At 72.7% G+C, this 13,106-nt stretch carries 10 protein-coding genes and 1 pseudogene; 8 read left to right on the forward strand and 3 right to left on the reverse strand.

What is annotated here, in order from left to right; all coding sequences use genetic code 11:
• The first annotated feature begins 40 nt into the window (after positions 1 to 40).
• From ABZ919_RS35080 to ABZ919_RS35100, 5 genes and pseudogenes are all read left to right on the forward strand, one after another.
• A complete protein-coding gene (locus ABZ919_RS35080; RefSeq protein WP_361256165.1) occupies positions 41 to 2,263 on the forward strand; it encodes an aminoglycoside phosphotransferase family protein in 2,223 nt (740 codons plus the stop codon).
• A 63-nt stretch (positions 2,264 to 2,326) separates the two neighbouring features.
• Positions 2,327 to 2,950, forward strand: coding sequence for a TetR family transcriptional regulator (locus ABZ919_RS35085; protein WP_361256168.1), 624 nt, complete (start codon positions 2,327 to 2,329; stop codon positions 2,948 to 2,950).
• A gap of 39 nt (positions 2,951 to 2,989) precedes the next feature.
• A complete protein-coding gene (locus ABZ919_RS35090) occupies positions 2,990 to 5,020 on the forward strand; it encodes an AAA family ATPase (protein WP_361256171.1) in 2,031 nt (676 codons plus the stop codon).
• Positions 5,021 to 5,038: 18 nt separating this feature from the next.
• A pseudogene (locus tag ABZ919_RS35095) lies at positions 5,039 to 5,553 on the forward strand (RraA family protein).
• Positions 5,553 to 6,086 (forward strand): HAD domain-containing protein, encoded by a 534-nt coding sequence (locus ABZ919_RS35100; protein ID WP_361256173.1) that lies wholly within the window; start codon positions 5,553 to 5,555, stop codon positions 6,084 to 6,086. The pseudogene ABZ919_RS35095 and the gene ABZ919_RS35100 overlap by 1 nt, the downstream one beginning before the upstream one ends.
• On the opposite strand, the gene ABZ919_RS35105 is transcribed toward ABZ919_RS35100, so the two are convergent.
• Positions 6,043 to 8,418 carry an excinuclease ABC subunit UvrA gene (locus ABZ919_RS35105; protein ID WP_361256177.1) on the reverse strand — a complete coding sequence of 792 codons (2,376 nt, stop codon included), beginning with the start codon at positions 8,416 to 8,418 and terminating at the stop codon, positions 6,043 to 6,045. The two genes, ABZ919_RS35100 and ABZ919_RS35105, sit on opposite strands and share 44 nt — an antisense overlap.
• A 177-nt stretch (positions 8,419 to 8,595) precedes the next feature.
• On the opposite strand from ABZ919_RS35105, the gene ABZ919_RS35110 reads away from it, so the two are divergent.
• The 3 genes from ABZ919_RS35110 (at position 8,596) to ABZ919_RS35120 (ending at position 10,219) form a co-directional block, all read left to right on the forward strand.
• Positions 8,596 to 9,087, forward strand: a complete 492-nt coding sequence (locus tag ABZ919_RS35110) for a helix-turn-helix transcriptional regulator (protein ID WP_361256179.1) — start codon at positions 8,596 to 8,598, stop codon at positions 9,085 to 9,087.
• 76 nt (positions 9,088 to 9,163) lie between these two features.
• Positions 9,164 to 9,757 (forward strand): hypothetical protein, encoded by a 594-nt coding sequence (locus tag ABZ919_RS35115; protein WP_361256182.1) that lies wholly within the window; start codon positions 9,164 to 9,166, stop codon positions 9,755 to 9,757.
• A gap of 111 nt (positions 9,758 to 9,868) precedes the next feature.
• A complete protein-coding gene (locus tag ABZ919_RS35120; RefSeq protein ID WP_351544255.1) occupies positions 9,869 to 10,219 on the forward strand; it encodes a DUF2516 family protein in 351 nt (116 codons plus the stop codon).
• 91 nt (positions 10,220 to 10,310) lie between these two features.
• Here the strand turns inward: ABZ919_RS35120 and ABZ919_RS35125 are convergent, their stop codons facing one another.
• Both ABZ919_RS35125 and ABZ919_RS35130 read right to left on the reverse strand, forming a co-directional pair.
• A complete protein-coding gene (locus ABZ919_RS35125) occupies positions 10,311 to 11,612 on the reverse strand; it encodes a fused response regulator/phosphatase (protein ID WP_361256185.1) in 1,302 nt (433 codons plus the stop codon).
• Between the two features lie 308 nt (positions 11,613 to 11,920).
• Entirely contained in the window at positions 11,921 to 12,988 is a 1,068-nt protein-coding gene (locus ABZ919_RS35130) for an NlpC/P60 family protein (RefSeq protein WP_361256276.1), read from the reverse strand.
• Positions 12,989 to 13,106: the final 118 nt, after the last annotated feature.

Here is a 13,106-nt window from a genome sequence, read left to right on the forward strand (position 1 = left end):
TGGGTTGCGATGTCCACCGCCTGACTCCCGGGAGCGGCCAGTGCGCGCATCTGCTGTTCCACGGCCGCGACTTGCGCCGCAAGGGGTCGTCGAGGCCTTTCTCCGCGACGCGGCCCTGCGCGGCTGCTCCACCAGCGGTTTCCACAACGACAACCATCTGCTGCCGCTTTCCGCGCCGATGGCCCGGCTGCTCGGCCGGGAGCCGGGGACGCCGGTGATCGTGCGCGTGCGGCGGCGAAAGGCCCTCCCGGTGGTGATCCGGACATGGCAGGACGAGGCGGCGATCCTGCGGTCCCTCCAGGGAGTCCTGCCCCATGTGCCCGAGTGCCTGGCCGTGGGAGACGGGTTCGCCATCCACAGCTATGTGGAGGGAGTGCCGCTCTCCGACCTGTGCGGCCCCGGGAAACCGGTGGACGGTCGGCTGGTATTCGAACTGGCCTGTCTGCTCGCCCAGACGGCGAACGTGCGCAACAGGGCGCTGCTGCCGCCTCTGCCGGTCTTCTGGCCCCGGAACCACACCGACAGCCAGGGCTTTCTGCGCACCTTGGTCCGCATGGCCGACCTGCAGATCCGGCAGCCCAACTGGCGTGATTTCGGAGGCTTGTTCTTCGCCCTCGGCATTCCCGAGGACGCCCTCGTCCGGCTGGCCGAACGGGTCCCCGCCATGACCCGCCGCCCCTACGGCATGCTCCATGGCGACCTGCACCGCGACAACGTGATCGTGTCGTACGGCGGTGCCGAGCCACTGATCCGGGTCGACTGGGAGCTCGCCACGTATGGCGATCCACTGCACGACCTCGCGGTCCACCTGGTCCGGATGCGGTACCCGGACCGCCAGTGGGACGAGGTCGTCGAGGCGTGGGCGCGTGCCATGCACGAGATCCGGCCGGCGGCCGTCGCGGGCATGACCAGGGACCTGCGCCACTACATCGCCTTCGAGCGAGCCCAGTCGGTCTACCCCGACGTCATGCGTGCCGCGATGTCGCTCTGGGAGTCCTTCGACCGGCAGAGGCTGGAGGAGGCGACGGCATGGGTGCGCAGCGCCCTGGTCCTGGGGGCGGAACCGCTGCGGTTGAGGCACGTGCCGGAGCGGCGGGACGTCGAGCGCATTCTGTGCCGCTGGGCCGCGTCCAAGCGCGGGGAGGCCGGAACGGAGTACGGGGGCGTACGCCGACGCGGTCCCGCCACCCGGGCGATCGCCTGGACGCCGGACCGGCGTGCTCCGGAACGTCCCGACTTCCCCCACTCCGCCGTCGCCCAGGCGCTCCTCATGGAGGGCGTGGTTCCGGGCGGCCAGGTGTACCGGAGCAGCGGGCACCTCAACTCCGTTCTCTGGGTGCCCGGAACCTCGTTCCCTGTCGTCGTCCGCCGGGAGGTGACCGCCGCACGGCGGCGCGGGCGTGGCTTCCTGAGCGAGCACGCGGTGCTGTACGTGATCGAGCGGTCGGGGGCACCGGTGGCCGCGCCGCGGGTGCTGGCACTGGGCGAGAGCCACGCGACGGACCTGGCCGACCGGTACCGCGGGGACGGGTTCGCCATCCACACCTACGAGGGGCCGAGTGATCTCGGCCGCGCGCTCGACCATCCGGTCCACGGGCTGCTTCCCTACGAGGCGGACCGGCTCGTCGATCAGCTGGCCGCGCTCACCGAGGTCGACTGCGCCGCGATCGACCCGCTGGCGGGCTCCGCCTGCTTCTACGGCTGGCTCAGCGACCAACTCGTGGCCCTGGTCGCCCAACTGCCCAGGGAGACCCACCAGGCAGCCCTGCTTCTCGGGCTGCCTGAGGCGTCCCGGCTGCGTGAGATCCTCGCGCGGCACCGCGTCACCGATCGCGCGGCCGCTCTGCTGCACGGCGACCTGAGCCCCTGGAGCCTCGTGCGCCGGGACGACCCGCCCGGTCTGAGCATCGTCGACTGGGACCGGGCCATGGTCGGCGACCCCCTGTACGACCTGGTCCGCCACATGCACCTCACCCCTACGCGCGCGGAGATCCGCGACCGCATGTTCCGCCGGTGGGAGGCGCTGCTGCCCGGGCGGTTCACCCGCAACTGGCAGGAGGACTGGCGGGTGTACCGCTGGTTCGAGATCGTGCGCTCGGCGTACGCGGACCTCGACCTCATCGTCGCCGGCGGCAACCCGGACACCCCCGACGTGCGCAGCGCGCTGGACTCCTACCCCATGACCCTGGCCGCGGCGACCGCCTCCCTCGGCCTGCCCTCCCGGCGGGCCCCCGGTCGCGGACCGGCCGGCGTCCGGGCCTGACTGCAGGGCAGGGCGGTGCCGCGTCGGCTGCCCGCCCCCGGCCACGCTGCGTAGGCTCCCCCCATGGGTGAGATGGGGCTGCGTGCGCGCAAGAAGCAGCGGATGTACCAGGACGTGTCGGACATCGCCGTACGGCTGTTCCTGGAGCGGGGCTTCGACGCGGTGTCCGTGGCCGAGGTCGCGGCGGCGGCCGGGATCTCCAAGCCGACGCTCTTCCGGTACTTCCCGGCCAAGGAGGACCTGGTCCTGCACCGGATCGCGGATCACGAGGCGGAGGCCGCGCGGGTGGTCGCCGGTGCCGGTGACCCGGTGGACGCGCTGCGCCGGCACTTCCTCGCCGGGCTGGAGCGTCGGGATCCGGTCACCGGGCTGAACGACAACCCGGAGGTGCTCGCCTTCCACACGCTGCTGTACGGCACGCCGGCCCTGGTGGCGCGGGCGTACGCCCATCTGGAGCGGTCGGAGACGGCGCTCGCCGGGGCGCTCGGGGGCGGGCTCGACGCGCGGCTGGCGGCCGGGCAGATCGTCGCCGTCCAGCGGATCCTCGCGCAGGAGAACTGGCGGCGGGTCGCGGCGGGGGAGCGGATCGAGGAGGTGGAGCCGGATGCCGTACGGGCGGCCGAGCGGGCGTTCCGGCGGCTGGCGGAGGGGCTGCCGGACCTGAAGGGCAGAATGAGACTGGGTTAAAAATGTAACTCGGTAACGTTTGCCGGTACCCTGGCTCTCATGACGTCACTCGACCCCGCCCTCACGGACGCCCTGCACGCCGAGCGCACCTACCACGACGCCTGCCGCGGTGCCCTCGCCGCGATGGTCGAGGGCGCCGCCGAACAGGTCGTCATCGGCACGGACGTCTCCGCCTCCGGGGCCGACGCCGAAGTCCTCGGCCGTGAGCTGCGCAGCCAGGCCAAGGCCATGCGCGAACTCCCGCCGGGTCCGCTGTTCTTCGGCCGCCTGGACTTCGCCGCCGGCGATCCCGGGCACGGCGGGCAGACCTACCACCTCGGCCGGCTCCGGATCACCGAGGATCCGGCCGCCCCGCCCCTCGTCGTCGACTGGCGGGCCCCCGTCTCCCGCGCCTTCTACCAGGCGAGCGCCCGTGACCCGCGCGGCGTCGCGGTACGGCGCCGTTTCGGCTGGGCGCCGGGCGGCACGGGCGACTCCGCCGACCTCACCGGCCTGGAGGACGAACACCTGGGCCGGGGCGAGTCACGCGCGAGCGCCATCGTGGCCCGCGAGACCGAGCGGCCCCGGGTCGGGCCCATGCGGGACATCGCCGCCACCATCCAGCCCGAGCAGGACGACCTCGTCCGTGCCGCCCTCGCCGACTCGGTGTGCGTACAGGGCGCCCCCGGCACCGGCAAGACGGCGGTGGGCCTGCATCGCGCCGCGTACCTCCTGTACACCCACCCCAGGCGGCTCCAGCGCGCCGGGCTGCTGATCCTCGGCCCCAACCGCACCTTCCTGCACTACATCGCCGAGGTGCTGCCCGCGCTCGGCGAGACCGGCGTACGGCAGTCCACCCTGCTGGAGGAGATCGCCCGGCACCCCGTCACCGGCACCGACCCGGCGGACACGGCAGCGCTCAAGCACGACCCCCGTATGGCCGAGGTGCTGCGCCGGGCGCTGTACGGCAGGGTCACCACCGACGGCGTGAGCGACCTCGCGGTGAAGGACGGCTCCAGCAGGTGGCGGGTGCCCGCCGGCGAACTGGCCGCCGTCGTCGAGGCGGTGCGCACCGAGGAGCCGCCGTACGCCGTCGGCCGCGAACGGGTGCGCACCCGGGTGGTACGGCGGCTGCGCGAGCGGGCCGAACGGCGCTCCGGGGTGCTGCCCGCCTCCTGGGTGCGCCGCGTCGAACGGGCCCGGCCGCTCACCGAGCACCTCGAGCTGGTCTGGCCGAAGGTCCGCCCCGAGGAGGTGCTGGCCCAACTCCTCGGTGACGCCGCGGCGTTGGAGCGGGCCGCGAACGGCCTGCTGGACCCCGGCGAGCAGGCCGCGCTCCGGTGGCCCCGGCCGCCGCGCTCGTACAAGTCGGCCCGCTGGTCGGCCGCCGACCTGGTCCTCCTGGACGAGCTCTCCGGGCTGATCGAGCACCCCGAGGGGTACGGGCACATCGTCGTGGACGAGGCGCAGGACCTCTCGCCGATGGAGTGCCGGGCGATCGCCCGCCGGGCGGTCTTCGGCTCGCTGACCGTCCTCGGTGACCTCGCCCAGGGCACCACCGCGTGGGCCGCCCGCGACTGGTCCGTCCAGCTGCGCCACCTCGGCCGGCCGGACGCGGCCACGGTGCCGCTGACCACCGGGTTCCGGGTGCCGGCGGCCGTCGTCGCGCTGGCCAACCGCCTGCTGCCCCGCCTGGACGTGTCCGTCCCCCCGGCCGACTCCCTGCGCGAGGACGGTGAGGTGAGGATGCGTCCGACCGACGACGTAGCGGGCACGACCGTCACCGCGGTGCGCGAGGCGCTGGCGCGGGAGGGCTCGGTGGGCGTCGTGGCGGCGGACGCGGACGTGGACGCCGTGCGGGGGGCCCTCACGGCGGCCGGCCTCGACCCGGCCGGCCCGGACACGCTCGGCACCCGCGTCACCCTCGTTCCCGCGACGCTGGCCAAGGGCCTGGAGTACGACCACGTCGTGGTCGTGGAACCGGCCGCCGTCGCGGAGGCGGAGGAACGCGGCGCGCACCGGCTGTACGTGGTCCTCACCCGCGCGGTCTCCCGCCTGGACATCGTCCACGCCCGCCCGCTGCCGTTCTGACACCGGTGGCGTGCGGCCATGACCGACGACACTCACACCTTTTCCGCCTTCCAGGCGGTTCCCACCACCACCCTCGCCGATCTGCTCGGCCGCGGGCAGGTCATGGACATCGGCATACGGCCGCTGTGGCAGCCGGTCCCGCGGGTGGCCGGGCCCGCCTTCACCGTCAGCTGCCCGCCCGGTGACAACCTCATGCTGCACGCGGCCGTCCACCGGGCCGCGCCCGGTTCCGTCGTGGTGGTCGAGTCCGGCGATCTCGACCACGCGCTGGCCGGCGGCAACGTGTGCGCGGTCGCCCGGCGCCGCGGAGTGGCCGCGTTCGTCGCCGACGGCCTGATCCGCGACCTGGGCGAGGTTCGCGACCTGGGCTTCCCGGTGTTCGCCCGCGGCATCAAGAAGGTCGCCCGTCCCCTGAACCTGCCCGTGCGCTGCGGGGGCGTGGCGAGACCCTGGACGACTGGGAGAAGGCACACCGGGCCCGGATCGACGGGCTCCTGGCCGCACGGGGCTTTCAGTCCGATCCTGGACGGTGATGCTGCTCTTCCTCGATGTCGACGGTCCGCTCGTCCCGTTCGGGGCGGCGGACCGCGCCTGTCCGGTGTACGAAGGGCCGCCGGCCCTCGTCGGTGCGCACCCGCTGCTGAACCGGGTCGATCCGGCGCTGGGCGCCCGGCTGGCCGCGCTGGGCTGCGAACTGGTGTGGGCCACGACCTGGATGGACGACGCCAACGTCGTCCTCGCGCCGTGGCTGGGGCTGCCGCCGCTGCCGGTCGTGGCGTGGCCGGACGACGACGAGCCCCCCGGCCCGGTGCACTGGAAGACCCGCCCGCTGATCGCCTGGGCGGCGGGCCGGCCCTTCGTCTGGGTCGACGACGAGATCACCGGGACCGACCGCGCCTGGACCGCCGCCCACCACCCGGGGCGGGCCCTGCTGCACCGGGTGGACCACCGCCACGGGCTGACGAACAGGGATTTCGGGGCACTCGAGCAGTGGCTGGCGGGCGCTCGACCGCCCGGCCGCGTCAGACCCCCGCGCCGACGTACGCCGCCAAGTGCTTCCCCGTGAGCGTGGACCGGGCCTCGACCAGGTCCGCCGGAGTGCCCTCGAACACGACGCGGCCGCCGTCGTGGCCGGCGCCGGGGCCGAGGTCGATGATCCAGTCGGCGTGGGCCATGACCGCCTGGTGGTGTTCGACGACGACGACCGACTTGCCGGAGTCGACCAGGCGGTCGAGGAGGGACAGCAGGTGTTCCACGTCGGCCAGATGCAGGCCCGTCGTCGGCTCGTCGAGGACGTAGACGCCGCCCTTGTCGGCCATGTGCGTGGCGAGCTTGAGGCGCTGGCGTTCGCCGCCGGAGAGCGTGGTCAGGGGCTGGCCCAGGGTGAGGTAGCCGAGGCCGACGTCCGACATGCGCTGGAGGATCTTGTGCGCCGTCGGGACGCGCGCCTCGCCGGTGCCGAAGAACTCCTCGGCCTCGGTCACCGACATCGCCAGCACCTGAGCGATGTCCCGCCCGCCGAGGGTGTACTCCAGCACCGACGCCTGGAACCGCTTGCCCTCGCACTCCTCGCACGTCGTGGCGACCCCGGCCATCGTCGCCAGGTCGGTGTAGACGACACCGGCGCCGTTGCAGGTGGGGCAGGCGCCTTCGGAGTTGGCGCTGAACAGCGCCGGCTTCACGCCGTTGGCCTTGGCGAACGCCTTGCGGATGGGCTCCAGCAGTCCGGTGTACGTCGCCGGGTTGCTGCGCCGCGAGCCGCGGATCGGGGTCTGGTCCACGGTCACGACGTCCGCGCCGGCCGGCATGGAGCCGTGCACGAGCGAGCTCTTGCCGGAGCCGGCGACGCCGGTGACCACGCAGAGCACGCCGAGCGGGATGTCGACGTCCACGTCCTGCAGGTTGTGCGTCGTCGCGCCCCGGATCTCCAGGGCTCCGGTCGGCTTGCGCACCGTGTCCTTGACGGCCGCCCGGTCGTCGAGGTGCCGGCCGGTCAGGGTGCCGCTGGCGCGCAGTCCGTCGACGGTGCCCTCGAAGCAGACGGTGCCACCCGCCGCACCGGCGCCGGGACCGAGGTCCACGACGTGGTCGGCGATCGCGATCGCCTCCGGCTTGTGCTCCACGACCAGCACGGTGTTGCCCTTGTCGCGCAGGCGCAGCAGCAGCTCGTTCATGCGCTGGATGTCGTGCGGGTGCAGCCCGATCGTGGGCTCGTCGAAGACGTACGTGACGTCGGTGAGGGACGAGCCGAGGTGGCGGATCATCTTCACGCGCTGCGCCTCGCCCCCGGACAGCGTGCCCGCCGGCCGGTCGAGCGAGAGATAGCCGAGGCCGATCTCCACGAACGAGTCCAGGGTGTGCCGCAGCGACGCGAGCAGCGGTGCCACCGACGGCTCGGCCAGGCCGCGCACCCACTCCGCCAGGTCGCTGATCTGCATCGCGCAGGCGTCGGCGATGGACACCCCGTCGATCTTCGAGGAGCGGGCCGCCCCGGTGAGCCGGGTGCCCTCGCACTCGGGGCAGACGGCGAAGGTGACCGCACGGTCCACGAAGGCCCGGATGTGCGGCTGCATGCCCTCCTTGTCCTTGGCGAGCATCGACTTCTGGATCCGCGGGATCAGACCCTCGTAGGTCATGTTGATGCCGGCGATCTTCATCCGGGTCGGCTCGCGGTACAGGAAGTCGTGCAGCTCCCGCTTGGTGAACTTCCGGATGGGCTTGTCCGGGTCGTACAGGCCGTTCTCGGTGTACAGGCGGTGGTTCCAGCCGCCGGACTTGTAGCCGGGGACGGCCAGCGCTCCCTCGTTGAGGGACAGGGCGTCGTCGAAGAGCTGGGTGAGGTCGAGGTCGGAGACCGTGCCCCGGCCCTCGCAGCGCGGGCACATGCCGCCGGTGATGCTGAAGCTGCGCCGCTCCTTCACCGTCTGCCCGCCTCGCTCCACGGTCACCGCACCGGCACCGCTGATCGAGGCGACGTTGAAGGAGAACGCCTTGGGCGAGCCGATGTGCGGCGTGCCGAGCCGGCTGAAGAGGATGCGCAGCACGGCGTTGGCGTCGGTGGCGGTGCCGACGGTGGAACGGGGGTCGGCGCCCATCCGCTGCTGGTCCACGATGATCGCGGTGGTGAGCCCGTCGAGCACATCGACCTCGGGCCGCGCCAGCGTCGGCATGAAGCCCTGCACGAACGCGCTGTACGTCTCGTTGATCAGCCGCTGCGACTCCGCGGCGATCGTGTCGAACACCAGCGAGCTCTTGCCCGAGCCGGACACACCGGTGAACACGGTCAGCCGGCGCTTGGGGAGCTCGACACTGAGGTCCTTGAGGTTGTTCTCCCGCGCCCCGTGGACGCGGATCAGGTCGTGACTGTCGGCGGCGTGCGCTGCGGTGGCGTCGTCCATGGCGGTCACGGTAGCCGGGGCGGACCGGCCGGCGCTTCTCGAATCCTGACGACTCCGGCTGCTGGGCCGGGCCCGAGGCTCCGTGCCGCCGGCACCCCGACCCGGCGCGCTCCGCCCCGACACACAATTGCAAGCGGGTGCTTGCAATTGTTAGCGATGGTGGGGCAAGGTGGGGGCATGGCATCGCTGAACGTCGGCAACCTCGGTGAGTACCTGCGCGAGCAGCGGCGGAACGCCCAGCTGTCGCTACGGCAGCTCGCCGACGCCGCCGGGGTGTCCAATCCCTACCTGAGCCAGATCGAGCGCGGGCTGCGCAAGCCGAGCGCGGAGGTGCTCCAGCAGGTCGCCAAGGCCCTGCGCATCTCCGCCGAGACGCTGTACGTCCGCGCCGGCATCCTCGACGCCGAGCGGGACCGGGACGAGGTGGAGACGCGCGCCGTCATCCTCGCCGATCCCTCGCTCAACGAGCGGCAGAAGCAGGTGCTGCTCCAGATCTACGAGTCCTTCCGCAAAGAGAACGGATTCGGGGTCGGCGAGCCCGTGGCGGGCGAGGAAGCCGAGGGCGCGGGGCGGGACGCGGACACGGACACCGACGGCACCGCCGTGCGCGGCACCGGCACGGCCGGCGGTCACGATGCCGCTGCAGGCCCGCGGCGGACGGCCGGGTAACCGGACCAGGGCGCCGGCTTCCACCGCGGACCACACCAACCTCAGCCGAACGCGAATCCGGGAGGACCAGATCACCATGGCCATCACCGACGACCTGCGCAAGACCCTCAGCGACCCGACTCCGCTCTACTTCGCCGCCGGCACCGCCGACCTCGCCTTCCAGCAGGCCAGGAAGGTGCCCGCCCTGGTCGAGCAGCTGCGCACCGAGGCCCCGGCCCGGATCGAGGCCGTGCGCAACACCGACCCGAAGGCCGTGCAGGAGAAGGCCGCCGCCCGGGCCAAGGAAGCGCAGGAGACCCTGCAGACCAGGGTCAACGAGCTCCTCGGCACCATCGACGTCGACCTGAAGAAGTTCGGCGAGCAGGCCCAGGACCTCGCCCTGCGCGGCGTCGGCATCGCCGCCGAGTACGCCGTCAAGGCCCGCGAGACCTACGAGAAGGTCGCCGAGCACGGTGAGCAGGCCGTGAAGCACTGGCGCGGCGAGGCCGCCGAGGAGATCGAGGACCTCGCGGTCGCCGTCGAGGGCAAGCCGGAGCCGGTTCAGGTCGCGGAGGAGCCGAAGCCGGCCGAGTCCGAGCTCGCCGCCGAGAGGAAGCCGGTGGCGAAGAAGACCCCGGCCGCCCGCAAGCCGGCCCCCGCCGCCAAGAGGACGACGCCGCCGGCCAAGTGACCGGCGCCGGCGCGACGACGGGATGACAGCGGGCCGGGCACCTTGGGGGTGTCCGGCCCGTTGTACGGGTACGGTGGCTGTACGGACGACTCGACTCGGGTGGTGGGCATTGTGCTGATGACGGCAGTCGGCGGAGTGATGTGGCTGATCTTCACCGCCATGCTGGCGCTCGCCATCGTGGCGTTCGTGATGGCCGCGATCTTCCGCGAGGACGCGTACCGCGCCGCGGACAAGCAGAACAAGGGCTTCTGGCTGATCATCCTCGGCATCGCGGTCGCCGTGAACCTGTTCGTGCCGATGCTGTTCCTGCAGCTCGCGGGCCTGGTCGCCACGATCGTCTTCTTCGTGGACGTCCGCCCCGCGCTGCAGCAGGTCTCGGGCGGCAGGGGCGGCCGAGGCTTCCGCCGCGGCCGGGGAAGCAGCAGCGACGGCCCTTACGGCCCTTGGAACGGCGGCCGCTGAGCGCCCCGAAGGGGCGCGGGGAACTGCGCGAGCAGCCACAGCGGACCCGCCACTCCGCGACGGCGAAAGCACCCCTGCGGCGAGACCCGACTCACGGCGTCCGATCCAACAACACCACGGCCACGTCGTCCGTCAGCTCCCCACCATTGAGCTCCCGCACCTCACTGACCGCGGCCCGCAACAACTCCTCCCCCCGCAAACCCTCGGAGAGCTGGCGGCGGATCATCGACACCATGCCGTCCTGACCCAGCCGCTCCCCGTCCTCACCGACCCGGCCCTCGATCAGGCCGTCGGTGTAGAGCATCAGGCTCCACTCGGCGCCCAGCTCCACCTGCATCCGCGGCCAGCGGGCGCCGGGCAGCAGGCCGAGGGCGGGGCCGTTGTTGTCGTACGGCAGCAGCTGGGCCGGCCGGCCCGGGCGGGCCAGCAGCGGGGCCGGATGTCCGGCCAGGCACAGGCCCGCGCGGCGGCCGTCGGGGGCGATGTCCACCGTGCACAGGGTCGCGAAGATCTCCTCGTCGGCCCGCTCGTGCTCCAGCACCTCCTGCAGCGTGCCCAGCAGCTCGTCCCCGCACAGCCCGGCGAGGGTCAGCGCGCGCCAGGCGATGCGCAGCTCCACGCCGAGCGCGGCCTCGTCCGGGCCGTGGCCGCAGACGTCGCCGATCATGGCGTGCACGGTGCCGTCGGGGGTGCGGACGGCGTCGTAGAAGTCGCCGCCGAGCAGTGCCCGGGAGCGGCCGGGGCGGTAGCGGGCGGCGAAGCGGAGCGAGGATCCCTCCAGCAGGGGCGTGGGCAGCAGCCCGCGCTCCAGGCGGCGGTTCTCCTGCGCGCGCAGCCGGCCCTCGGCCAGCCGGCGCTCGGCGGAGTCGGAGCGTTTCCGCTCCACCGCGTAGCGGATGGCGCGACTGAGCAGCCGGCCGTCCAGTTCGTCCCGGAAGAGGTAGTCCTGTGCGCCGACGCGCACGGCCTCGGCGCCGCGCTCGGCGTCGCCGGAGGCGGTCAGCGCCAGCACGGCATGCCGGGGGGCGAGCCGGAGCACGTGCTTGAGCACGGCCAGCTCGCCGTCGGTGGCGCTGCCGCCCGGCGCCGGAAGCGCCAGGTCCAGCAGGATGCAGTGGACGTCGTCGGTGAGCAGCCGCTCGGCCTCGGTGAGGTTGCGGGCGGTGCGGACGCGGATCGGCTTGCCGGCCGGGTCCAGCAGGTCGGGCACGATCGGAGAACCGGCCGGATCGTCCTCGATCAGCAGCAGGGTGAGAGTGGCGCCGGTGCCGGTGGTGGGCACGGCGTCGCGGTGGGCCTCTTCCTTGAGGGGGCCGCCGACAGCGGAGGCGGCCTTCGCCTGACCACTCTCCACGGCCGGGATCGCTCTCTGCCGCGGTACGGGTACGGGCATCGTCTTGGGTTCCTTCCCTCCCCCCGAGGGCACGGTGGCCTCGAGGGTCTCGAAGCCACCGACGGGTGACCATAGCGGCATTGCCCGCTCTGATGGAATGGTGTGAGCCGCGTCGCTCCCGCGCAGGTCGCTGTCATATGCCGCGTTCCGTACGACAGTTGGACAGGGCGCCCCGGCGCCGGGGATGACGAAGCTCACGCCCGGCCGGGGTTTGGGCGTGAGCCGGTGGTGCGGTGGGTCACATGGCGTACGTCACGGGGACGTACGCCGAGAGGACGTCACCGCCCCGTGTGCCCCGGCCGTGAGGCCTACGCGTCCGGTCGTACGACTCCCAGGATCGGCATCGAGCCGGCGCCCGCGACCGTCACGTCCCGTCCGGGGCGCGGGGCCTGGATGATCGCGCCGTCGCCGATGTAGAGGGCGACATGGCTGGCGTCGTCGAAGTAGATGATGAGGTCGCCGGGGCGCATGTCCTTCACGTCGACGTGCTGGAGCTGTTTCCACTGCTCCTGCGAGGTGCGCGGGATGGGGTGCCCGGCCGCCGCCCAGGCCTGGGAGGTCAGGCCGGAGCAGTCGAAGGAGTCAGGGCCCTCGGCACCCCACACGTACGGCTTGCCGAGCTGGGCGGCGGCGAATGCGACGGCCTTCTCGCCCTGCGCGGAGGCCTTGCCGTGGATCTTCTCGAGGATGCCGGTGTCCAGCCACTTGGTCTGCGCCTTCAGCGCGGCCTCGTCCTCCAGCCTGGCGAGCCGTTCCCGGTCCCGCTTCTCCAGGCCGGCCTGGAGCTTCTCGGCCGCGGAGATCTGCTGCTGGATCCGTTTCTTGGCGGTGCCCTTGGCCTCGCGCTCGGCGTCCAGCTTCTTCCACTGGTCGGCGGCGTCGTCGGCGTACGCCTGCAACTGCTTCTGGGTGCTGGTCAGTTCGCTCATCAGCGATCTCGTCGCCCGCTGGCCCTGGAGCACCAGTCCGGCCCCGTCCAGGACCTGTCCGGGGTCGTCGCTGAGCAGGAACTGGGCGGTGGGCGGGATGCCGCCGGTGCGGTACTGGGCACGGGCGGCCGCGCCCGCCTGGTCCTTGAGCTCGGCGAGCCTCCGCTGCCCCTCGTCGATCTTCTTGGCCAGCGCGACGATCCGGGCGGACTGCTGCTTCGCCTTCTCCTCGGCCGCGTTGTAGGCATCGGTGGCGACGGCCGCGTCGTGATAGAGCGCGTCGAGCTTCTCGCGGACCTTCTCGAGGTCCTTGCTCGGCGGGGGAGTCGGGGTCGTGCTCGGACGGGGCCCCGGGTCGGCCAGGGCGGTGCCGGGCGCTCCCAGCACGGTGACCGCGCAGACCACGGTCACGGCGGCCGAGAGGATGCTGCGCTTGCCCCAGCCCATCACAGATGCCCCCAAGCTGATTTACCGTCAGTAACTTACTGTGCCCCGGGGATCGTGCCACGTCGCGGCGCAAAGTGACAGAGGCAGGTGTTCCCCCGTAACCGCCCCGGTACGACGA

Origin of the sequence: Streptomyces sp. NPDC046759 (assembly GCF_040645475.1) — a bacterium.
Classification (GTDB): Bacteria; Actinomycetota; Actinomycetes; order Streptomycetales; family Streptomycetaceae; genus Streptomyces.